General features: G+C 49.1%; 16 protein-coding genes and 1 pseudogene. 4 read left to right on the top strand and 13 right to left on the bottom strand.

Features of this window, described 5'->3' with window-relative positions; all coding sequences use genetic code 11:
* Positions 1–7 precede the first annotated feature (7 nt).
* The 4 genes from zwf to BJL95_RS08755 all read right to left on the bottom strand — a co-directional run bounded on the left by zwf (position 8) and on the right by BJL95_RS08755 (position 7,047).
* Positions 8–1,495, bottom strand: a complete 1,488-nt coding sequence (zwf, locus tag BJL95_RS08770) for a glucose-6-phosphate dehydrogenase (RefSeq protein WP_071157217.1) — start codon at positions 1,493–1,495, stop codon at positions 8–10.
* A gap of 375 nt (positions 1,496–1,870) precedes the next feature.
* Positions 1,871–2,827 (bottom strand): FecR domain-containing protein, encoded by a 957-nt coding sequence (locus BJL95_RS08765; RefSeq protein WP_071157215.1) that lies wholly within the window; start codon positions 2,825–2,827, stop codon positions 1,871–1,873.
* 114 nt (positions 2,828–2,941) lie between these two features.
* Positions 2,942–5,365: a penicillin acylase family protein gene (locus BJL95_RS08760; RefSeq protein ID WP_071157213.1), complete on the bottom strand. Its 2,424-nt coding sequence runs from the start codon at positions 5,363–5,365 to the stop codon at positions 2,942–2,944.
* A complete protein-coding gene (locus tag BJL95_RS08755) occupies positions 5,362–7,047 on the bottom strand; it encodes a cyclic peptide export ABC transporter (RefSeq protein WP_071157211.1) in 1,686 nt (561 codons plus the stop codon). Before BJL95_RS08755 ends, BJL95_RS08760 begins: the two co-directional genes overlap by 4 nt.
* A gap of 443 nt (positions 7,048–7,490) precedes the next feature.
* On the opposite strand from BJL95_RS08755, the gene BJL95_RS08750 reads away from it, so the two are divergent.
* The 4 genes and pseudogenes from BJL95_RS08750 to BJL95_RS25680 all read left to right on the top strand — a co-directional run.
* Positions 7,491–8,003, top strand: coding sequence for an RNA polymerase sigma factor (locus BJL95_RS08750; RefSeq protein ID WP_064025296.1), 513 nt, complete (start codon positions 7,491–7,493; stop codon positions 8,001–8,003).
* Positions 8,004–8,224: 221 nt separating this feature from the next.
* Positions 8,225–8,446: an MbtH family protein gene (locus BJL95_RS08745; RefSeq protein WP_064025298.1), complete on the top strand. Its 222-nt coding sequence runs from the start codon at positions 8,225–8,227 to the stop codon at positions 8,444–8,446.
* A gap of 187 nt (positions 8,447–8,633) precedes the next feature.
* Positions 8,634–9,287: an adenylyl-sulfate kinase gene (gene cysC / locus BJL95_RS08740; RefSeq protein WP_071157209.1), complete on the top strand. Its 654-nt coding sequence runs from the start codon at positions 8,634–8,636 to the stop codon at positions 9,285–9,287.
* A gap of 118 nt (positions 9,288–9,405) precedes the next feature.
* A pseudogene (locus BJL95_RS25680) lies at positions 9,406–9,501 on the top strand (MbtH family protein); the annotation flags it as partial.
* Between the two features lie 222 nt (positions 9,502–9,723).
* On the opposite strand, the gene BJL95_RS25090 reads toward BJL95_RS25680, so the two are convergent.
* The 9 genes from BJL95_RS25090 to BJL95_RS08710 all read right to left on the bottom strand — a co-directional run.
* Positions 9,724–10,044 (bottom strand): 4'-phosphopantetheinyl transferase superfamily protein, encoded by a 321-nt coding sequence (locus BJL95_RS25090; RefSeq protein ID WP_175463672.1) that lies wholly within the window; start codon positions 10,042–10,044, stop codon positions 9,724–9,726.
* A 169-nt stretch (positions 10,045–10,213) separates the two neighbouring features.
* On the bottom strand, positions 10,214–12,217 hold the full coding sequence (locus BJL95_RS08735) for a carbamoyltransferase C-terminal domain-containing protein (RefSeq protein ID WP_071157297.1): 2,004 nt from the start codon (positions 12,215–12,217) through the stop codon (positions 10,214–10,216).
* 56 nt (positions 12,218–12,273) lie between these two features.
* Positions 12,274–13,458 carry a sulfotransferase gene (locus BJL95_RS08730; RefSeq protein ID WP_139306182.1) on the bottom strand — a complete coding sequence of 395 codons (1,185 nt, stop codon included), beginning with the start codon at positions 13,456–13,458 and terminating at the stop codon, positions 12,274–12,276.
* 241 nt (positions 13,459–13,699) lie between these two features.
* Positions 13,700–14,473 (bottom strand): sulfotransferase, encoded by a 774-nt coding sequence (locus tag BJL95_RS08725; protein ID WP_071157205.1) that lies wholly within the window; start codon positions 14,471–14,473, stop codon positions 13,700–13,702.
* Between the two features lie 203 nt (positions 14,474–14,676).
* The gene (locus BJL95_RS08720; protein ID WP_139306181.1) at positions 14,677–15,114 is read right to left on the bottom strand and encodes a transposase; all 438 of its coding nucleotides are present in this window, start codon (positions 15,112–15,114) and stop codon (positions 14,677–14,679) included.
* Positions 15,115–15,302: 188 nt separating this feature from the next.
* On the bottom strand, positions 15,303–15,473 hold the full coding sequence (locus BJL95_RS26015) for a hypothetical protein (protein ID WP_368086601.1): 171 nt from the start codon (positions 15,471–15,473) through the stop codon (positions 15,303–15,305).
* A 304-nt stretch (positions 15,474–15,777) separates the two neighbouring features.
* A complete protein-coding gene (locus BJL95_RS08715) occupies positions 15,778–17,079 on the bottom strand; it encodes a glycosyltransferase (RefSeq protein WP_175463671.1) in 1,302 nt (433 codons plus the stop codon).
* Positions 17,080–17,171: 92 nt separating this feature from the next.
* On the bottom strand, positions 17,172–19,613 hold the full coding sequence (locus BJL95_RS23775) for a TonB-dependent receptor (RefSeq protein WP_254786747.1): 2,442 nt from the start codon (positions 19,611–19,613) through the stop codon (positions 17,172–17,174).
* A gap of 108 nt (positions 19,614–19,721) precedes the next feature.
* The coding region (locus BJL95_RS08710; RefSeq protein ID WP_071157199.1) for a non-ribosomal peptide synthetase at positions 19,722–24,063 on the bottom strand (4,342 nt) is incomplete at its 5' end.

Raw genomic sequence — 24,063 nt, 5'->3', positions numbered from 1 at the left:
CGCGACCTCAGCGGCACTCCGGCAGTAAGGAACTGCGCCAATCCTGGCCTTCTTTCTCGAACAAGCGGTTGGCGTCGTCGGGCCCCCAGGAACCGGCCGAATAGGTGGCAATGTAATCGCGCTCTATCGCCCAGGTTTGCAAGATCGGATCAACGATGCGCCAAGCGTATTCGACTTCGTCGAATCGCAAAAACAGCGAACGGTCGCCCTTCATCACGTCTAATAATAAATCTTCGTAAGCATCGACCCGCCGCTCGTCGGGATGACGAAAACTGGCGTCTAGGCTGGTAGTGCGGGTTCGCATTTCTAGTCCCGGTTCCTTGACGGTCATCTCGATGCGTATACATTCATCCGGCTGGATACCCATCAATACCCAATTCGGCGTCATGCAATGCACATGGGTATCGCGGAAGAATTGCAGCGGCGGATGACGAAAGCAAATCGCGATCGACGACTGCCCCTTGGCCATGCGCTTGCCGGTACGCAAATAAAACGGCACGCCGCGCCAACGCCAGTTATCGATCAACAACTTGATCGCCGCGTAGGTTTCGGTGCTGCTGTCCGCCGGAATATTGGCCTCTTCCAAATATCCCGGCACTTTCTGGCCGCCGATATTGCCCCTGGCATATTGACCTCGAAAGGTATGAGCATGCACCGCCGACTTGGGAATCGGCCGAATCGATTTCAACACCTTGACCTTTTCGTCTCGTAGCGACTCGGCGTCCATCGAAACCGGCGGCTCCATCGCCACCAGCGTCAGCAACTGCAATAAGTGGCTTTGCAACATGTCGCGCAACGCCCCAGCGCTATCGTAATATTCGCCGCGACTACCGATACCCAAATCCTCGGCATGCGTAATCTGAATGTGATCGATGTAATTGCGGTTCCACAAAGGTTCCAGCATCACGTTGGCGAAGCGGAACACCAATACGTTCTGCACCATGCCCTTACCGAGGTAATGATCGATTCGGTAGATTTGATCCTCGCTCAAATACCGACTCAAGCGCTTTTGCAAGGCCTGGGCGCTTTCCAAATCGTAGCCGAACGGTTTTTCGATGATCACCCGCCGCCAGCCGTCGTCTTCGCTCAACAGCCCCACCCGACTCAAGGCCTCAATGACGTTACCGAAGTCGCCGGGACTAATCGCCAAATAAAACGCAATATTTTTAGAAAATTGGGGCTGGCCTTGTAAGACCTCGGCCAGGGACTGATAGCAAGCAGGATCATCCATGTCGCCGCGATGGTAGTCCAGGCGCTCGGCGAATCTGGCAAACACCGAGTCATCCAAGTCGTCCGGCACCCGCTCGCGCAACATCGCCTTCACTTCGGCCAACCAGGTCGCCCTGTCCCAGCCCCGCCGACCGACCGCGACAATCCGACAACCATCCGGCAACTTGTTCTCCAGCTCCAGATGGTAAAAGCCCGGCATCAATTTCAACCGCGCCAGATTCCCGGTCGCTCCAAAGATTACATACGTGCAAGGTTCTGTCGTCATCGCCCACGCTCCTGGCCGCTTGATTTGGTCTGACGGTCAGTGTGCCCGATTTCGCCGAACGCGTCGAGTCGCGCGCCAAATCAAACGCCATGCGCCTCCTTTCGTTTCGCCAACTCGGTTGAGCACCGGCGGTACTCGACGCCGAGTCTTTTTTGCTCGGCCGACCATCGGCGATTCCTACCCGCTGTTCCCACCAACCGGAACAGCTCAAACGACCCGGCCTGAGTACAAATCTAGGTCAGCTATGCAACGGGCCGCAACGCCCTAGGACCAGCAAGAACGTAAAAACCTCAGGTCTTTTACAACTGCAGCAACCCCCCTCACGTTTTCTTCATTCGAACTAGGATAAAGAAACCTGTCGACTTTCGCGCAAACCTAGCCGACGATAACCAACCAATCGGTCAAATAGGTCATTTTCAGCGCCATCGAAAGCCGCAAGACATCGAACATCTCGCGCGACCGCCGAATTTTGAGCCGGCCGTTGATGCGTATTTGCCGCAAATCATCATCCTTAAAATACACCGTACCGGCGTGATAGCGGTTAATTTGCCGCATCACGTTTTCCAGGGTTTCGTTTTCGTAAACCAGATACCCGTCGATCCACGACGTGGACAGAGCGGAGTTCATCGTTTGCGGCTGGCCGATGGCGTTATCGTAAACCGTGACGGCTTCCCGGTCGCGCAATACTAGCGTCTCCTTCCAACGCCGGGGCTCTGACACCTCCACCCTGCCGGACAGCACGCTGATTCTGTCGCCGTCGGTTTGGCGATCGACGAAGAAATGCGTCCCCAACACGCGCGTCGTCGAACGGTCGGCCCGCACGATAAACGGCCGATTGGGGTCGGGTTTGACGTCAAAATAAGCTTCGCCTTGCAGCAGTTCAACCATACGTTGTTCGCCGGCTATCTCAACTGCTATGGCGCTACCCGTATTCAACATCACCGTCGAACCGTCGTCGAGTTTCACGGTTTTACGTTCGCCCAATGCCGAGCTGTAATCCGCTTTCAAGGCCACGCGCAGCGGTCTCGCCACCCCCACGGCCAACACCACCAACGCAGCAACCAACACAGGATACCGCCAAGCATCAATGTAACGTTTTTTTTTGGGACTCGGCGCGATACCGTGCTTTTTGGCATTGCCGATCAAGCAGTGTAAAAAATCCGGGTCCCCCCACAGCAAACAAATTTCGTAAAACGCGCTACGATGCGTTTCGGCCTGTTCCAACCATTCCAGAAACAATGTTTCGTCTTGCCCGCTGACGTTATCGGCGCGCAACCGAACGAACCAAGCGACGGCCTGTTCGTCTATGCCATCTTCAATTTCGGATTCCAAGGCACTGTACTCATCGGATAAAAAAACCGTAAGGTCCAACGGGATTTTACACCCCGCTCAACCTTACCCCAAACGGGTCTCAACGGACGTCAAAGCTTTAATTTAAATTACATTTTAACGAATCGGGCTTGCCGCCGCCGAGTTTTGTCCCGCTGCCGGTACCGGATTAAACAGCAAGGTGTGCTCCGGTCTGCCGACTGTCAGGGCCAGCGGCAAGCCCGCCAACCAATAAGGTTGTTGATCGCGGTAATACGGCGATAACGGATGCCCGGATTGGCCGCCGGGCATATGCAAAATCGCCTCCTGAAAATGGTTGGGCGACACGATCAAACGCTCGCTGGCACCGAAGTCAGGTCCGGTGACCCTGACGCAATAGCCGCCGCAACCGGCCAGAGGCTGGCGCGGCATATCCAACAAATCCGCCAATGCGGAAACGGCCTTGGAAAACGGATGGGCGTGACCGACTACGTTTTGCCGCCCCCAAGTCAGTTCCATCAGCGGCAGACCGGGAAAACGGCTCGCAACGGCGGCGGCACTGGCCTCCAGGCGCGCCAACAGAAACGCCTCCCAACTCCGCGCGCCGGGATCGGGCAACAAAACCGCCGGGCGGGCATTCAGCAGCGCTTGCAGCGGCGTGTCGACATAACTCCATGCGTAAACAAAACTCGGATCCGCCTGCTTACAGGCGCTCAAAAACGGCGTAAATACGGTGTCGATCAATTGCTTGCGAAACTCGATCAACACCGGCAAGCCCAAACTGCCGGTATCGGCCCGACCGTTCCAGCTCAACAAATAGTCTCTCAATCCTGATAAGGCCGGTCTTTGCGCCAGAACCTCGGGCGTCAACAATTGCAGCGCCAGCTGTTGGTAGTAGGCGTAAAACTCGGTGTCGGTATCTTGTTGCAGATTAAACAGCGTCCATTCGCTAGGCTGAGTCATCTGAGCCAAACGCTGATTAATTCGGTAGGCACGAAAACCCGGTGCAAATTGATGACCGACAGGAACCGGAAAATCCGCGGCAAAACGCCGTTCGTTAGCGCTCAGTAAATAGCCTTCCGGCGGGTCAATGACCCTGGGCATCTCCCCAGGTGCCAAGTAGCCGCGCCAGCCGGTTTGAGCATCCGCCCAGGAACGGCTGACCGCGCCATCACCGCCAAAGCGGCGCGGAATCTTACCGGTGACGGTCCAGGCGATATGGCCTACATCGTCGGCCAACAGCACATTCAACTGGGGACCGCCGCCGCGGTTGGCGATATCCAGAGCCTGACTCAGCGTTTCGCTCTGCTCCAACGCCATGATCTCCAGATTGACCGCATCCGCATCCAATGCTGCCCAATGAATCGCGACCGACCGACCCAACAAATCCTGCCGGGCCACCGGGCCCCAAATCGTTTCCCTAACCGTCACGATCTTAGACTCGCCGCCCTTGACGGAAATTGTCTCGCGGCGTTCGCCGAAAGTCCGCCACTCCGCGCCAACCCTGTATTGGTCGGCATCGTCCGGATTGATTTCCAGCCGGACCAGGTCCAGAAAATCACCGGCCAGATTCGTCATGCCCCAAGCCACGTGGCGATTACTGCCAACCACCAGAATTGGCGTACCCGGCAAGTTCAATCCGGCCGCCCGCACTTTGGGATAATCGAGCTCCACCCGGTACCAAATATTGGGCACGCTGATACCCAGATGCATATCGTTGGCGAGAATCGCCCGGCCGTCGACGGTCTTGGCGCCGGCCACCACCCAGGCGTTGGAACCGGCCAGGGTTTCGGCCGGCGCCGCCGCCAACGACCCGGTTGCTGCGTCGCGGCGGGCCAGCAGCGTTTGCAGCGCCGCAACCGGCACCGGCCTCGGAGGACGTAGCGACAGAGTATGACGCATTAGGCTATCGGTATAGCGATCGCTATCCGGCGTTAAAAATTCCACAACGTCGACGGGCAAGGTTTGCGCCATAACGCTGAGCATGCGTTCGCCGCTCTCTACCCTGGCCGTCAGATTCTCGAACATTCCCAATACAATCAATAGGCTGTGCTCCGGCTTCCAGGGCTCCGGCCGATAACTCAATACATCGAACTCGAACGGCAAAACCGGATTTTGCGTCAAGTAACTATTGACGCCGTCGGCGTAAGCTTCCAGATAGTCGCGATGCGCCTGGGGCAGCTTGGTCAATACTCGCCGAGCCAGATCCGAAAATCCGTAGGTTCTCGCCTGAATGTCGCTGGGCAATGCCATAGCGCCAAAGATTTCCGCCAATAGGCCGGCATTTTTACGACGCATCAAATCCATTTGAAACAAGCGATCGCGCGCGGTGAGATACCCTAACACTCGCGCCGCGTCGACGCGGCTATCGGCGCTGATGAGCGGTATGCCGTGGCGATCGGTGACTATGCTTGCCGGCGCGACAAGCCCCGGCAAGCGCCGCTCCCCATCCAAGTCCGGCAGCGAGCGCGCCAACCACCAATACCCCAGGCCGGCGGCGACGGTCGCCAGCGCGAATACCGCTGAACCGACGTATAGCCCCCATTTGGTAACTCGCCTCATCGAATTCCCCCGTCGCTCGACGCCAATGCCTCGATAGAGGCCCCCGTCTCCGCCCCAGCCGTTTGCCGGTAGGCCTGCGGATATTCGATTGCGGTAATTCGCCCTTCTTCGAGTTTGATGCAGCGGTCGGCCAGATGAAAATATTTATCGTCGTGAGTAATTGCCAATACCGTCTTGCCTCTGGCTTTCAGAGCTGGCAATAATTCAGCGTAAAACACTTGTTTGAATTCGGGATCCTGGTCGGCCGCCCATTCGTCGAACACATAAAACGGCCGGTCCTCCAAATACGCCGCCAACAAAGCCAAGCGTTTGCGCTGACCTTGGGACAAGTTCACCGACGAAAAGGCGCCATCGACGATTTCGACCTTGTGACTCAAGTGCAGGCGCGCCAGATAATCGTCGATCAAAGCTTGCCGGTTAGCGACATCCACACCGTACAACGCGTCGAATAAATAAAAATCGGCGAAGATCGCCGAAAAATTTTGCATGTAGACATCGCGGTTACCGGCGTGAATCACGCTATCGTTCCAAATGACCGCGCCTTGCTCCGGGTGATACAAACCCAGCAACAACATCGCCAGCGTGGTCTTACCGCTGCCGTTGCCTCCCACCAGAAACACCAGCTCGCCCGGACGGAAATCCAGATCGATAGGCCCTAGCCGAAATTGGCGGTTTTCCTTCTCGCGGTGGAAGGCGTGGGTCACGCCGCGCATCGCCAACCTGTCGAAGTGCGGTCCGTCCGGCTCCGCCAAATCAATTGTTAGCGTCCCCGCCAAGCTATCGTCCAACTGTAAAACCTTGTGTAACGCAACCTTGGCCCGACTGAACGCCGGCAAGCTGCTGGTCAAAATCGTCAATGGCGACATCATGAATAAAAACACCAAAATATAGCCACTGATCACCTCCGCGCCGACCGAGCGCCAGACCGGAAATCCGTACAAAATGACGCCTATCGTTAGGAAATACAGTAGTTGTGTCCATTGATTGATCGCCAAATAGGCTGCCGCCGCCCGCAAGCTGTCGCGCCGGTACGCTTCGGCGCTAGCTGCCAGCGATCGGGCGACAAAAGCCTCGCTACGATGCCGGTGTAACTTCAATTCGCGTACGCCCTCCGTTAGTGCGCAGAAACCTTGGCTCAAACGATCGTATTCTTCTCGGGCTCCGCGCACGTAGTGGGTCGGGATGTTCTTGCAAAGCTGAAACGTGGTAATCCCAAATAAAATCACCCCTGCCAAGACCGCGGCCAATTGCCAGGACAACCAACTTAGATAAGCCATGCAACCGGCGACGATCGCGAAGTTGATGCATAAAACCGGAAACAGCTCGCTGGCGCCGGCAATAGCCGTCACGTCCTCGGTCAAATGCCCGAGCAATTGCGCTTTACCGAGCCGCTGTAAGTCGGGATAGGGAGCGTGCAAGATCAGGCGACTGATGTGCAGGCGCAAGTCACGGATTGTCTTGGTACTGAAACGGTTCAGCCAGTAATGCGATACAAATCGGCTAGTCAAAACCGTCAACGCCAAACCGGCAAACCAGACCGGATCGGCAAAGTCGGTCAGGCCGCCGGCCAGCCGGGTATTGATGAACGCCAGCAGGGCGGCGTTACTCAAACCTGCGACAATGCCCGTCAACATCACGCCTGCCATCGTGACCCAAGACGAACGCCATAAAAACTTCAGCATACTGACCCCATAAATACCGGTTGAGAAAAAGCCAAGGTCGAAAGCTAGCAATTTCCGGCTACGGCTTATATTAGAAGACGCCTATAAAACAAATCCACCCCATCCCGGTGCCGACCGGAATGAGGCATATCCAAGGGGTCACAAAATTAATCTATGTTATATGCCTATTTTTTATTAAGCCATTTCGCGCATTGACGGTCCAACTCCGACGTCGGCGATGGCTAAGCCCTTGATATTGGCTAAACTGTCAGTTGGCGTAAAACCTGCTGCTTGAGGCGGTAGCATAATATCCGGAACCGCCCCACCCCCCAACAGTCAGCCCGGCCCACACTTGGTCGCCGGCACTGCTTGCAATCGCGCGCACCCGGATTTGTCAACGCCGCCAGAGCCGCCCCGGCAATCCAACGCCAGGCAGCCCAACCGATTAGCCAGAGGGAGTTAATATGAATCTCGAGTCCGTATATTTAAATCATCAAACGGAACTACAACAGCACTTGGCGCGCATAGTCGATTGCCCGGAAATCGCCGCAGATTTGGTACAGGAATGTTTCATCATTTTTTCCAGGGAATCGCAAAAACAAGTCATCGAGCATCCGCGCGGCTTTTTATTCCGCACCGCCCGCAATCTGGCTTACGACCACATCAAGCACCGCAAGGTCACCGAGAAACACGTCTACAGCACCGAACCCACGCTGGACATCGCCGAAGAAACCCCCTCGGAAGAACACTTGGCGCTGGTCAACGAAAAGCTGGCGATTTTTTCTAGCATCGTCGACGAACTGCCCGAACGGGCCAAAACAGCATTCGTGCTGAACCGGGTATACGGCATGACCTACGCGGAAATCGCGGTGGAGTTGAACATTTCCGACAGCGCGGTCGAAAAACTGTTAGCCCGAGCGCTGCTCCACTGCCGCAAACAGTTCAAAAATCGCCAAGCCGATTTAAGCAACGACTGAGGAAAATAGCCACCAAAGTCGTCTTCTCCACGGAATCACTCCGCCTCGATGGTCGAACAAACAGCAGCGCCAATTCGCCGCAGTTACCATCGACTGACGTAGAAGCAATAACCGTTGCCGGTAAAGAACCGAGCCGTTCTAATTAACAAAACTTTTCAGGCAATGGACTTTGCGAGACCTCCTAAAACCAACCGCCTTTTCAACAGAATCCGGAGGGCCCAATGAGCTGGGACGAAGAAGAAGACACCACCACCTACCAAGTCGTCGTCAATCACGAAGAACAATATTCTATCTGGCCTGACTACAAGGAAATCCCCAACGGCTGGCGCGCCGTCGGCCCCAAAGGCCCAAAGCAGGAATGTCTGGATTACATCAAGGAAGTTTGGACCGACATGCGGCCGCTAAGCCTGCGGCAACATATGCGGGAGGCGGGGTTGGAATAAAGAAAAAAGGGCATATGGAGGTGCCCTTTTTCTAAAAACGTCCACTTTTTTGCTTACCTTGTCCGCGCTCCCACCTCTAAAAAGGCAGTTTACTGAGTAACTTAACGGCAATAATTTGTCTGGACAATGGGGTCCACTTTAGCCCGTTTGTGGCTTACACACACCAACATCATCATTGATTGGATTCATGCACATGGAATACTGCAAAAACATTGTCTGGCATCATTCTCAAGTATCACGATCACACCGGGAAACCCTGAACGGACATCGGTCGGTCATTTTGTGGTTTACGGGTTTGTCTGGGGCGGGGAAATCAACCATAGCGCACGCAGTAGAGGCACAACTTCATCAACAAGGATGCCGTACGTTTGTATTGGATGGTGATAACATCCGCCATGGACTTTCAAAAGATTTAGGCTTCGAAGACTCTGATAGAAGAGAAAATATTCGCCGGATTGCGGAAGTCGCGAAGTTAATGCTTGAAGCAGGAAATATCACCCTAACGGCTTTCATTTCGCCTTTCAGATTAGAAAGAGAACTGGCTCGACGCACCGTGGCCGAAGGGGATTTTATAGAAATTTACTGCAACTGTGATTTGACGGTCTGTGAGCAACGAGATGTTAAAGGGCTCTATCGAAAGGCGAGACTCGGCGAAATAGCGCATTTCACCGGTATTTCATCCCCCTACGAGCCACCAGAAAACCCGGAGATAGTGATTGATACTGATCAGATGAATATTGAGGAATGTTTAGCCCATATTTTCAATCATTTGCAAAAAATGGGCATTCTGTCTCCCATCCCAGCCTTACTTAAAGCCTTAAAACGGTCATCAACAAAATGACCAAGGGTCAATTTGAACATACAGTTAGTGGCGATAGAGCCATCTCACCTTAGAAACTGATGGGTACTGTTTTTTAGGTTTTGTTATTTGGAAAACGGAAGGGGCAAATGCATGTGCGCTTAAACAAGAATGTTTGGATTACATCAAAGAAGTCTGGACAGATATGCGCCCACTAAGCTTACGAAAGCACACGCAGCAAGCCGGACTGAACTAATATTTTTTTAAGAAAATGTGGCACAAGGATGTGCCGCGACTTGAGATAACAGTTTATTGCAAGCGCATTCCGAGAATGGGCAGTGATCGCACCACGCCAGCCGTTAGCTAATTTTAGATCGATCAAGCTCCAACTTTCCGGCAAACCACACGCAGTTGGTAACGATAAAAATTGACTAGCTCCGGTCAATGTAGTTCCCACAAGTGAAATATCTAGCGCTAATCATAAGCCGATTACTTTCACAAAGATTTCTTTCTTAACCCATTGTCGATAAAAAAATGCCAGTCTTTGATCGGTTGGCAAGTCTCGCCAAAAACTTCGCTCAGATTCTGAAAAACATAAGTCGAGCACACCTTCGTAATCGATCGAATCTGTCCATTTTTCGATATCAACACCAATCTCATAATTGCTACTGACACCTAACAGCAAATAGCTGTCGGAATGGGACAAATTAAAATTTAGAGTATCAGTTCTATCGCGGGCCACAAAGGGCTTGCCTTGAGATTGTGTTGCAAACACGATTTTGTCTGGCGGTAAAGACAAGTAACTTGCCAGGGTCCGCCTAAGCTTACCGTGACTGACCACAAAACGTCTGCGATCTAGTTCTCTAACAAAGTGCTGAGCTCTAGCTCGTTCGATAAAATCCAGGATATTCCAGCAATTGCAATAACAATGTTCGCAACTATTTAATGACTCAAGACAGAGCTCACCGTTAAAGCGCAGCATTCTCTGGATGCAAAATAATCAAGCGATCCGACCACAAACTCGGCAACTCTTCAAAAACCTGATTTTGCTGTCCAGCCTCAAATCCCAGATCAATCATCAACTGCTGAAGCGTGCGCAAACCATCTGCTTGTTGCAGAACTTGGTACCAAACATCCGAGAGCGGGTAACATCGCGAGGTGTCATAATTCCAGGTCAAGAAATGACTAAATCCACGCTCGGTATAACTAATATACCGATCCACCCGATTTAAAACTGCTGCTTTCGGCAAAGTGACAATTAACTTTGCCAATTGCTCATTACCCCAGTCTTTTTTTGTGACCAAATAGTCGCCAACTACAAGATAGTTCAAGCCAGAAGTCAAATAACAGACCACGGCGTCATCAATACTATCGACAATCGGTTCAGCATTATTGTTAAATGAAGTATTCAGCAGGATCGGAATACCAGTTTTACGGCCGAAAGTTTCAATCAGCTCCCAATAACGCGGATTATCCTCCTTGTTAACCGTTTGCAAGCGGGCGCTGCCATCAACATGAGTGATCGCTGGCAATTGATCCCGCCACTCTGGCCTGACATTCAGGACAAAAGACATGAACGGAAAATCTTCCTGTTTACCTGGCACCTCAAAAAAATCGCGGACACGTTCAACTAGCACTGATGGCGCAAAAGGTCGATAACTTTCGCGCATTTTGATCATCGCATTGATGGTTTCTTTATGCGAACCAATACGAGGGTCAGCAATTATGCTACGGTTACCTAAGGCGCGCGGACCGAATTCCGAGCGCCCCTGCACCCAACCGATCACCGCGCCTTCGATAATCAAATTCGACACTTGTTCGGAGCGATCGCGCAATTTTCCGATTACTACGAAATCCTGCCATGGCGCCAAGGCATCCGCAACCTCGTCGTCGTGAATCGGCGTCCCCCAATAAGCATGGGTTACTTTTTTAAACGGCAAATCGGGCTGCAGTTGGTGAGCCACATAAGCCGCCGCGCCGTAAGCGCAACCGGAATCGCCGGCAAACGACGGCACGAACACTTCTTCGAACAAGCCTGAATTCAAAATTTTGCCGTTCATGCTGCTGTTTTGCCCAACGCCGCCGCTGATCGCCAAACGGGTATGGCCGGTCAATGCTTGATAATGGCGAAGCACGTGAAAGACGATAGACTCTAACGCCTCTTGTAACGCCGCAGCAAGATCCATATGCACTTGAGAAAAAGCTTCTCCGAGTTTTCGCGGCGTTAAGACCTCGTACAATTCCAAAATACGATCGGCATGAATACAATAATCGCCGTCCGCTAACAATTCGTAAAAACAGCTAAGTTTGTCTCGATAAACCGCTGGATCTCCATAAGGCGCCAAGCCCATAACTTTATATTCATCAAAATCTTTGTAACCTAAGAACGCTATTATTTTGAGATAGAAATGACCTAGTGAATCGGCAACTGATTTTGTTTTGAGCGTATTGAATTCTTTAATATTTGCATCTATGATCATCGAAGAAACATCATCACCTTCACCGTCGATAGACAATATCAAAGACTTTTCGAAACCGGATAAATAATATGAGCTTACCGTATGAGCCAAATGATGGTGTATAAAATAAAATTTTTCTTTATCAATTAATAAGCCGAACTCTTTTTCAAGGATAAACTGAAAGAAAGACCTACAGTCAGTAAATGAATATAAATCAGGAAATAACAAACCAGACTCTTTCAGCTTCCTATTCAAAAATTTTTCGCTTGCATAGATGGCAATGGCATCCAATTGTGAAAAATTTATATGAGCTAAGTTCAAACAACGCATTAAAGCTGATGAGCATATCTTATTGGAATGTTTTATACGGCTCAATCGTTCTTCTTCAGTTCCAAAAACCACATTTACATCTTGTAGAAGCAGAGCTGATGAATCATGCCCGAGTCCGCTACTAGGTGCATAAACAATATCGAATATCCTATCGACGCCGCCTGTAATTCCTAATATATACACACCAAACTCCAATATTACGTTATAAAACAATGATCTATACAACTGAAACGTGAAGATTATTCGCCAAAAAATAGAAGCCCAAATTCAGTAGCAATAACAACATCCCCTTCTACAACAATGCATCCATTCTCGTAAGAATCGATTATAGAGGTCTCTTTTAGCACTAATTTGCAAAAAGTCTGGTATGACATAGAAACGACACAATTACTCCAAACATCCGAGCTAACTCTTTTCAGTTCTTTATCGCTTATCTCAAATGCACAAACCCCACCTTTTGAGCCGGTAACAATAACCTTACACACACCATTTAGTTGTAAACAAAATGTATTTCTTGATACCTTATTAAAAATGTTAAGCCAAAACGAGTCGAAATCGATATTTTTATTGCCCTCGTTAAAGCAATCAGTTTCATACAGCTCAGATAAGGTTTTATATCCTAATAATTTATGTAGAGCATTAACCTGCTCAACAAGCCGTGTTGGCATAGCCGCGATTGGAATTTGCATTCCGTTACCAACTGAATCCTTTCTGATCTTGGTCGAAAACTTCATCTTCGCGTCACCCGGCCCAGAATCATGCGCAACCGAATATATAGACTCGAACAGTTCTTCATCCCAATATTCATTCAAGAAAGAAAACATTTCGCCTAAAGCTGACTTCGGATATTCAATTAACGACTCATAGGTAATTCTAAACACTCTTCCAGGATATTTTTTTTCTAATAAAAGAAGCTTCTGTGTTTTTTCAATCCAATTAACCGTTATAGCCTCAACGAAATTTGTAGGATATAGCTGAACATATAATGCCAATTCAGGCATAGACCCCAATCTATTTGCATTAATACATGAATAAACAACATCTAGACAGTTTCTATATAAACAGATATACTGCCCGTCAGGAAAGATCTTATTGATAAAATCCGTATAATCCAAATTGTCTGGCGACTTCTCGCACCATCGATATTTATTCTTGCCGGAAGTATATTTCCCCATCAATTCGCATAAAATACTTCTAGTCTCGCTCATAGCCAAAACATCAGTTTCGCCATTAATTTTTACTGTCGACAATTGCCCAATAGAATAATACGCAGCCTCATATAATCCTTTACACAGACCTCCAATATTTAAATGCCCTGGACTACATATACCAGGATGAGTATCTATAATATACCTCAACATCGTAGAGCCAGACCGAACACAAGAGAAAATAAAAATAGGCGCACCGCCTTCAATGTCACTCACATATAACTCACTATAGACTTGCTACGCGCAATAACTTGCAACAAAAACCGTTAAGGAACCTCTGATTAATTCAGTTTTTCAAAACACTCGAACGCACAAGTCATTGATTTAATTGGTTATAGAATTCTGGGTTGCGAATTAATCAGAGGTTCTTTAAGCTTAACTAAAACTAAAAAAACCACTATCGCCATTCATTACCCAACTAGATATAATAAAAAATATAAATCCATATTTTTGAAAACTATCTTGCCGAAACAAGCCGCCTTACCTGGCTATAATAACCTCCACTCAACTCACATATTAAACTAATATTTTTTTTTGACAGATTGTTTGCTTTTCCAACGCTTTTGTCACTTATGGCATCTGCCAAATCGGCATTATACGACACACCAAGAAATCCAAATAAACTAGCCAATATCTTGTGTTTATCCCTAACCAGCTCATCATAATCAATAACAAAAACATTATCAGCCCCTAAATTATCTATTATTGCCAATGCCTGATTAGCTTTTGAATTATATGAATAACACGCCATCCGAATCCTATCTAGTGACCACAACCCAAGCTTATTAAACTTACTTCGATCCATATCATCCATCATAAATTGCCCACAACCAAGAAATAATTCATCAAGACAAAACCTTTCTGAAAATCTTGTTAGCGAGTAAACAACTGAGCATGGATTTCTTATCATCCAAACCATTTTATTGTCTGACCAATACTTAAAATATTCATCGTAACGTTCATTTACGTACGTAGTCTGAAAACAATATCGAACATTCTTGTCTAAGCTCAGAAAACCAGATAACGCTAATGCACTATTCAATTCTTTATCAGGCCCTGACAAGTCAGAAACCCCATCTCCACGCATGATTATATCGCTAATCATTGTGGTTCCAGACCTCTGACAACCGCCTACTAAAATAGCGCCATTATATTGATTCAGCTCCTTAAGAAACTTAATATCCTTATTTCTGACTTGTTTTGAAAATGCCTTCCATGTCTTTATATTCATAAATCACCACAACCTATAATTAAATTTTTATAAAAACCGTATCAATGCTAATAACCAGACATCATGATTGCATTTGAAAGATGCAAATACTCATAAGTACTCATGCAAAATTAACTTGGCATTTTGAGTCTTTACCATAGTTTCGAGAATTTCCTGAAGGGCATTTTGGATACTCCAAAAATGATAGATGCAGCCCATGGTAGTCATTCGAATATTACTTTCCTCCATAGAATTTCAATGGGGTTAAATTCTGACGAATAGGATGGCAAGAACCACACCCAAACACGCCCCAACAACCAAGTCGCCAGTTCTTCTCGCTCCGCTTTTAGGTGAACGGGCGCATTGTCCATGATGAGGACCGTCAATTTATCAGCAGGGCTGAGACAGAATAAAAGCCGCCATCGCTTTTGCAACAACTGATCAGAGGTGACAGTCGTTTTGACCGGGTGAAAATAGCCTGCCCCTTGGCGACTCATCAATCCGATGACATTGACGCAGCCTGGCGTATTGGCAGACAGCACAAGCGTTTTTCCTTGGGGATGCCCCGCGCAGGGGATGCAGCCATCCGTGCTAAAACCACTTTCATCCATATAAAATAAATCAATCTCGCCTGACGCTTCCTTGACTTGCAAGGCATTCAATACCCTTTGCCCTTCCTCTAAGGCGGCCGGGCCTTGTTTTGCCTTGAGACCACGCCGACAACACTTCCAAACCCAATGGCGTTCCTTTAGGCAACGCTTAATGGTTGAAATGCACCGTCAAGCCCGTGCACTCATGAAATCGCGAGGCTACCAAGCGAGCGTAATATGGCGCTTGCTCCAAATCATTTTCAAGCGCACCATTTCCTCTTCCGTAATCCGGCGAGGCCGTCCTGGATGTCAGGATCGCGCTGTCCCATCAAGCCTTCTTGCTCCCGAGCCGTTATCCAGCCAGAAACGGTATCTCGATACACCGCAAAAATATCAGTCAGTTGGTTGACACGATAACCTTTCCAGCACAAGTAAACGGCATGTGCTCACTGCCGAAATCGGGATTCCGGAGCATAGCGACCGATGTCTAGCAATGTCTTTTGCTCATCTTTTAATAGCACCTTTATCAGCTTCATAACCCACTTCCACAATTGATACCAATGCCGCCATTTTGGCAGGCTATTTATGAATCAGTACGTATCTAAAACAAAGTTAGATTAGGAAGAAATTATCTAATGCCGTTACTTTCATAGCGACCATAATTCTCGATTGTTAAGACAAACCCTTAATCGATAAATTGTTTCACTAAAACTTAAGATAGGAAAACCAATACAATTAAGAAACACCCATCTCTGAAATACCTAAAATTGAGTTAATCAGCCTCAAACCCAACTTCTCATTATCTATATTTTCGAAACGTTTCTTCATTAACCTCATCTGAATATGATAAAATGTATTATTCATTACTGTCTGGACCAAATCATTCAAATTACCAACAGAAATATTTTTAATATTCCCGCAAACACCAATCCCATGACAAACCACTCTAGCAACATTCCCTCGCTGATCGAACCCTAACGGAAATGCGATCATTGGAACCCCAAATTTAATACATTCCCTAATTGAATTCGTCCCTCCATGAGTAATCATTATATCGGCCTTTTTAAGCAAACTAATTTGAGGCGCATAATTAACTAAGACAACGTTAGTTGGCACACTTTTAAACTCATTAACGCTCAACCCATTTCCTAAAGCAATAACCCATGAATAATGCTGATAACCTGCTGCCACTGCAAGTACTATTCCAAAAAACCTAATGCGTTTTTCTCGAGAAAGATATTCTAGTGAGCCTAGTGAACAATAGACCAATTTTTTTCCTTCAGGCAACATATTCCAAGGAAATCCTGGTTCATCCCGGCCTATATGTACTGAGGCTCCAATATAATATCGGCGACTATCTTCCGATCCAAAATCAAATTCCCTAGCGCATAGAACCATTTCAGGGAACGTTAATTTTGGAGCGAGCATATCAGTAGATGTATCAACCATTGATATTGGGTAGCCATAATGCTCACATAACTTATCTATTCCGTATTTAAACCCTAATCTCGATTTTATACATCGACCATAAAACATATCCTGAAAACCACGCTGAGCAAAATAAACCCCCCATGAAAAATAAATCTTAATCTTATTAAGAGCCGAGTTATTAGGGATAATTCCAGTGGTAATTGGTGGCGCACCTGACATAAATGACCCACATAATGTATCATGCAAATAAACAGTCTTCACGCCGGACTTATACGACAACAATCCCCATATAAATGAGTCATAATGAGTTGCGACCACCAGTATTAACTCAGGTTTTATTTGATCAATCAAATCGAAAAATTGACGATCCTCTGTTTCAATAAGAGCGCTGATAAATTTTTTTATATGGTTCACAATATTTCTATCTGACTTCAGTCTTTCCAGAAAATTCAGCGACTCATTCGAATCTAATTCGACTTCATCATTTATAAACCAATTTTCAAATAGTGGAATAAACTCAAATCCATTAAGCTTAACCAATTTCTCGCTTTTCTTTGTCCCGGTAAAATATACTTGATAACCAAATTCCTTCAGGTCTTTTGCCAAGCCCAAACAAGAATTTACGGACCCAGGAATTGGATGTACACAAAACAACACATTACCCATATTTAATAAATATAAACCACTAAAACAATACGTTAATATTCAACACGCACTGAACCCATAAAATTTCTTGGCATTCCTACTTGAATATCTGAGTGATCTTGGGATGCTGGATAATAAGTTTTATCGAGAAGGTTATTAACATTCAGCTGTGCGGTTAAGGTTGACTTTCCAACTTTCCAGCCATAGCTACTTAATAAATTAACTGTGGCATATCCGGGCAATATAGCTCTACTCGGATCATTATTTGTGAATCTGGCTCCTCTGGCAATCACTCCACCACCAAATTTCAAGCCCCGCAACATACCCCATTGGAGTTCGTAGGTGGTGAATAAACTACCACCATGTTTTGGTACCCCTTGAAATCGTCTTCCAATTTGATCTTCAGCGCCAATAGTTACTTGTGCATCAGGTGTATACGCATAAGAACTTATAATGTTCCAACCAGGTAATATTTCGCCTTTCAGATCAAGTTCCAATCCGGCACTTCTAGCCTCACCAACAGCAAGAGAAAATCCTGAATGATCGGGGTCTGAGATAGCAACATTTTGTTTTGTTAAATCAAACCACGCGAGTGTTGCGAGAAACTTTTTCTGAAAAAGCTCTGTTTTGATACCCAACTCCCACTGTTGAGCACCTGTGGGAGGCAAGAATTTTCCTCCGAATCCAGTTCCATTTACACCACTGAAATTTTCGGTGTAGCTACCATAAACACTAAACTCAGGAATTGGTTGCCAAACTATACCTCCTCTTGGAACCAAGCTATCTTGTCTCGGATCTTTTGTAGGCTGTCCATTCCAACTGCTACTAGATTCGGTACTGTCATATCTCATGCCGCCAAGTATTTGAATGTTATGAGGAAGCTTTATTTGATCTTGTAAATAGAGTCCAAACCAATCCTGAATGCCAGTATATTTGTTATATTCGGCCGGATTTCCGCGCGCATTCGTAAGCGTAGGATACTGAGGATTGTAAATATTAATGCTATCGAATATAAATCCTTGGGTTGTGTTAATCGAATATCGATAATGATCACCGCCTAACAATAACGTATGGCCAAGACCGAAAGTGTCGAATTTTCCTGTCAAATTTAGGCTATTAAAGTAAACCGGCTGTTGACAGGGGGCTTGGAATTGTACAAGTCCAAAACGGTTCATATTGCCGTTAGAATCAGGATAGCCGTCTGTATCAGATGCAACACCATCTGATCCAAGCCATTGTGCATTAAAGCGATGATTGATTTTCCAGTTGTCGTTAAACGTATGAGACCAATTTACGCCTACCATCGTTCGGTCATAGTTATATGGGTACGGATTACTTGTAAATCGATTGCGCGGTAGATTTGCTGGTCGATCGCCAATTGCTGGAATACCTCTATCATAAACAACATGACCAGCGTCATATTCTATTTCAAAATTTACCTGTGTTTTTGAGCTAATGTTCCAAGTGACCACTGGTGCTAAAAAAGTACGCTCATTATTAACAAAGTCTCTAAATGAATTAGCGCTTTTGTAAGCAAGATTAAACCTATATAAAAGAGATTTGTCGTTGTTAAGTGGTCCCGTGGCATCGATTGTTGTTCGATATAGATCAAAAGAACCAAATTGCTGCTGTAATGAATAATATGGAGATGCCAAAGGTTTTTTTGTGACGTAATTTACTGTTCCTCCCGGGCTAGTTAATCCATACAATAACGATGCAGGTCCTTTCAATACTTCAACTCTTTCGGTGTTTGCTAAATCTCGACCACCGGTCACGTAACCCGCAATTGGAAATGGCATTCCATCTCGATAGTCGCCTTGGGGAAAGTTGTCAAATCCACGCCGTGTAGACGCTTCTAAAAAATCCCCCGATCCACCACTGCGGTATACACCGCTTACATAATCGAGAGCATCGTTAGGACTAATCCCTTGAATGTCTTCAATTACCTGTTTGGGTATCACCTGTATCGAATAAGGGGTTTCCATAATCGGCGTATCAGTCTTTGTTGCTGTAGAAGCATTAGGTAAACTGTAATCTGGATTATAAGGATCGAAGCTGTCGTAAATTGTCTGACCACTCACCGTTATTGTCGGCATCGTCACTTCATATGATTGAGGTAAAAGAACTCTTTCTACCGTAACGAAACCGTCTCCAGTAATTCGGTAACTCAACCCGCTACCTTTCAATAATTGTTGCAAGGCCTGCTCAACAGTGTAATTGCCCTTCAAGCCGTTCGCTTGTATATCGTTCGCCATCGTTGCCGGATAGCTGAGTTCCACACCGGCGGTTTCCGCTAATTTGTTCAATGCCGCAGACATATCACCGGCGGAGATATTGAATTTGTAGACCTCGCCGCTGCCGGCATTTTCCGCAATCGCCGCGTTCGAAGCCGCCATCGCGCACAACAGCGCAACCGCCTCCAAGGCATGCCGCTGCCTATTTCCCTTTTGTTGCCGGCTAGCCTTGAAATCGCAATGTTTTCCTGAATGACTCATTTTTTGATCCGATGGTTAAAGAATGAATTACGATGCACCAACCGAAGCCAAGGCTGTTGTATTCGCTTTACACTCGGAAGACGACTGCACAACCCGTTCTCCCCATCGTCATTCGCCGTTTTTTTCGATCTTGGCGGCGTCGATCCATCCGCTGCGTACAAAATAGTCGCGGTAACGCGCTAGCAAACTATCGTCACTGAAGTGGTAAGCCATGCCTAGTGCCGCAAGCCTGCATTGCGTTGCCGAGCAGTCGTAGCCTACGGCTTCGTCCCTATCCGTTGCCCCTTCCTGCTGCGCATCCTCGGCAAAGACCGTTAGCAACGGCGCCAACGCAAAATCGGCTATTGATTCAGAGGCGGCGAGCATTGTTGCCCGCCATTGCTGATTCGATACCTTGCGCAACGGAAAACCGGCGGCAATAAACCAATCGAACCAGGCATTTGTGGTTGGCGGATGGGGATGATTCAAGTGAAAAATGCCGCCGGCAACATCGGCTTCTTGCGCCAAGGCCATGATCGCCCCGCTGACGAAATCCACCGGCGCCATGTCCAAACGGCTGTCGACATCCGGCGCCACCCCCATCTGCATGCAGCCCTTGAAGACGCGGCATAAAAAATCGTCGGTATTCCATACGCCGTTTCGGCTGTCGCCGGCAACCGTCGCCGGCCGGTAAACGGCTACCTGAAAGCCTCGCTGGCTTGCCGCGCGCAATATCGCCTCGGCCACCCATTTGCTTTGCGCGTAACCGCCGGTCAATGCGTCGCAGAGCAAAGGCTCGTCGGTTTCGCTAAAGCCTTGCGGATTCGAGGGATTGCCGGCGAATACCGACAAGGTAGAAACGTAATGAATCGCTTTCGGCCGCTCCGTCGCCGCCAAACGCAAGACTTCGACGCTGCCGGACACGTTGGCGGCCTTCAAGGCCCGGTAGGGCTGAACGAAATTGACCAATGCACCGTTGTGGAAGATCGCATCGACGCCGGCGGCGATTTCTCGGTAACGATCTTCGCTAAGCCCCAGGCATTCGGACGCCAAATCCCCGCACACAGGAATCACTCGCCGCCAATCAATGCGCTCGAGTAAGTCATAACGTGCCAATTGCTTTTCCAGTCGGCTAAAGGCCTGCGCTTCGTCGGCGGCGCGGATCAGGCAATAAACATGGGCCTGGGTTTGTTCCAATAAATCGGCCAACAAAAATGCGCCGAGAAATCCGGTCGCTCCGGTCAGCAGCAGAGCGCGAGATTGCCCAAGCTCGGCCGGTTTGGCTGGCAAGGGCAGAATATCGCTACCCAGCCCGGCTTCGACCTGCAGATCGAGACTTTCTTCGTCAGCCTCGCCGCTTAACCAGCCGGCTTGCTCCGCTACGGTCGGTTTTTCGAACACGGCTTTGACCGGAAATGGCAGTCGCAACCTATTTTGAACGGCAAAGGCCAACTGCGTCGCCAACAACGAATGCCCGCCCAGTTCGAAAAAGTCGTCTTCGACGCCGACTTTTTCCACGCCCAACACTTCCCGCCAAATTTCGGCCAACAGGGTTTCGGTTTCTGTGCGCGGCGCGACGTATGGCTTTCTCAATTGTTCGCCGATGTCCGGGGCCGGCAGTTTTTTCCTGTCCAATTTGCCGTTGGCGGACAGTGGCATCTCGTCCAACACCACGAAGGCACTGGGCACCATGTAGTCCGGCAACGTTTGTTTGAGTTGAACTTTCAATTCATCGATGACCAAGGTTCCAAGCTGGTCTTCCACCAAATAGGCCACCAGTCGTTTGTCGCCCGGTTGATCTTCCCTCGCCAGCACCGCGGCTTCCTTGACGTCCGGGTGTTGCAGCAACCGAGCCTCGATCTCGCCCAGCTCTATCCTAAAACCGCGAATTTTGACTTGGTGATCGATGCGGCCCAAAAACTCGATCGCGCCGTCGGCCCGGTAACGGGCCAAGTCGCCGGTTTTGTACAAGCGGCCGCCGCCGGCTTGGAACGGATCGGGAATGAAGCGTTCGGCGCTCAAGGCGGGGCGGTTCAGATAACCGCGCACGATGCCGGCGCCGCCGATATATAACTCGCCGGCCACACCGACCGGCGCCGGATTTAGGTAGCTGTCGAGGATATAGAGACGGACGTTGCCGATAGGCCGGCCTATGGCCAGCGGCCGGTCGAGGTCGTCCAAACTCGCTTGATAGACGCTGCTCCACACCGTGGCTTCGGTCGGGCCGTATTCGTTGTAGAGTTTGACGGCCGGCAGAGCGGCGAAATGACGCTTGACCACCTCGGTCGCGCAGGCTTCGCCGGCAACGATGGCAGCCTTCAGGCTGTCCAATTTTTCGGACGCTTGCTCTAATAACAAAGCATACAGCGACGGCAAGGCCAACATATGCGAAACCCCATGGCGTTCAATCAAGTCCGCCAAAGCGACCGGGTCTTTGCCCGCTTCGTCCTTCGGCAGGCACAGGCAACCGCCCTGCCCCAGCGTCCAGAAGATGCCGGCCACCGAGCTGTCGAAGGCGAACGACGACAGCAACAAATAGGCCCGAACCGGATCGGCATAATAAGCAAACCGCGCTTGGGTCGAATGCAGCGCATTGCCGTGCGCCACCGCCACGCCCTTGGGCTGGCCGGTAGAGCCGGAGGTATAAATGATGTAAGCCGTATCGAGCGGATGGTTGCGTGGTGTAGGGTTATGCTCCCTACAGAAGGCCAATTGCAGCCAATCGTCATCCAGATAAACCGTCCGCCTCCGTGCAAGACCAACGGCCGTCGCCAATCCTTGCCTGGTCAACAATAAATCAACGCAAGCGTCGTCCAGCATGTAACGCAAACGCTCTTCGGGATAGCTAGGATCGAGCGGCACATAAGCCCCCCCGGCCTTCACGATGCCCAGCAGGCCGATCACCATTTCCAAGGAACGTTCGATGCAGATGCCGACCAGCACGTCGGGGCCGACGCCTTGGCTTATCAGGTAATGCGCCAGTTGGTTAGCCTTGGCGTTCAATTCGGCGTAAGTCAGGGTTTTGTCTTCGAAACACAAAGCAACGGCGGCCGGCGTGCGCTCGGCCTGGGCTTCGAATAGCTGATGTATACAGTGGCCTTGCGGATATTCAATTCCGATCGCATTCCAATCTTCCAGAATTTGCCGCTTTTCGCCATCGCTCAGCAACGGCAATTCGGAAATACGTATTTGCGGCCTTTCGAGCGCGGCTTGCAACAGGATAAAATAATGCCTAGCCAATCCTGTCACCGTCTCGGCGTCGAACAAATCGGTGTTGTATTCGAAGCTGCCGCTCAAACGCCCATCCGGCCAGTCCTGGATATGCAGGGTCAGGTCGAACTTGGCGGTTCGGGTGTCGTCTTCGAGCACGGCGACCTCCAAGTCCGGCAAGCTCAAGGCTAGGCTGTCGTGGTTTTGCAGTACGAACATGACTTGGAACAAAGGACTTCGACTTGGATCCCGTACTGGTTGCAAAGCTTCGACCAATTTTTCAAATGGCAGGTCCTGGTGGTTTTGCGCATCCAATACCGTCGCCCTGATTTGTTCCAACAGCTCGGCAAAGGTCGGATTGGCCGACAAGTCGCTACGCAACACCAGAGTGTTGACGAAGAAACCGATCAGGTCTTCGATTTCCCGACGATTGCGGTTAGCAACCGGGATGCCGACACAAAGATCGGTCTGACCACTGTATCGGCTCAACAACAGTTTAAACACAGCCAGCAGCAGCATGAATAAAGTAACGTTATATTGCTTGCTTAAAGCCCTAGCTTGTCTAGCCAACTCTAATGGAATCTCGAAACTGATATTGCTCCCTCGATAAGTCATCACCGCTGGCCTGGGTCGGTCGGTCGGCAATTCCAATACGCCGGTTGCATCAGCCAACCGCTGGCGCCAGTAGCTGAGTTGCCGATCCAGTTCCCCTCCACTCAGCCAGCGGCGTTGCCAACAGGCGAAGTCGGCGTATTGAATCGGTAACTCAGCTAGAGGTGACGGCCGGCCTTGTGAAAAAGCCCGATACAACGCAGCAAACTCGTTAATTAAAACCGCCGACGACCAACCGTCCGAAACGATGTGATGCATCGTCAGCATAAGGATGGCTTCTTGCTCGCTACCGCTGTCGACTAAGATCAATAAGCTAGCCCTAATCAACGGCCCCCGCTGCAAATCAAAGGGTTTGGCTGCTTCTTCGCGACACATCGCCTGCCAAACTGAAGCCTGATCAATTTGTTCGGCGCTCAAATCGATACGATCAACATCAAGCTTAAGATCCGGTAATATCTTCTGTACCGGCTCGCCGCCTTCGCCCATCACGAATATAGTCCGCAAAACCTCGTGACGCCGAACAATTTCCTGAAAGCTTTGTGTCAAAGCGGCGATGTCCACGCGGCCCTTCAGGTGTAAGGCCACCGGGATGTTATAAAATGGACTATTCGGTTCGAACTGATCCAAAAACCATAAGCGTTGCTGGGCA

The organism is Methylomonas sp. LWB, from assembly GCF_001856095.1.
GTDB lineage: Bacteria > Pseudomonadota > Gammaproteobacteria > Methylococcales > Methylomonadaceae > Methylomonas > Methylomonas koyamae_A.
Note: the sequence above shows the minus strand (reverse complement) of the source record. Positions and strands in the feature narration are given on the sequence as shown.

Excerpts from the sequence above, each read along its gene's own strand:
- BJL95_RS08725 (WP_071157205.1), bottom strand. The coding sequence starts at position 14,473 with ATGAATATAAAGACATGGAAGGCATTTTCAAAACAAGTCAGAAATAAG.
- BJL95_RS08750 (WP_064025296.1), top strand. The coding sequence starts at position 7,491 with ATGAATCTCGAGTCCGTATATTTAAATCATCAAACGGAACTACAACAG.
- zwf (WP_071157217.1), bottom strand. The coding sequence starts at position 1,495 with ATGACGACAGAACCTTGCACGTATGTAATCTTTGGAGCGACCGGGAAT.
- BJL95_RS08745 (WP_064025298.1), top strand. The coding sequence starts at position 8,225 with ATGAGCTGGGACGAAGAAGAAGACACCACCACCTACCAAGTCGTCGTC.
- cysC (WP_071157209.1), top strand. The coding sequence starts at position 8,634 with ATGCACATGGAATACTGCAAAAACATTGTCTGGCATCATTCTCAAGTA.
- BJL95_RS23775 (WP_254786747.1), bottom strand. The coding sequence starts at position 19,613 with ATGAGTCATTCAGGAAAACATTGCGATTTCAAGGCTAGCCGGCAACAA.
- BJL95_RS08760 (WP_071157213.1), bottom strand. The coding sequence starts at position 5,365 with ATGAGGCGAGTTACCAAATGGGGGCTATACGTCGGTTCAGCGGTATTC.
- BJL95_RS08755 (WP_071157211.1), bottom strand. The coding sequence starts at position 7,047 with ATGCTGAAGTTTTTATGGCGTTCGTCTTGGGTCACGATGGCAGGCGTG.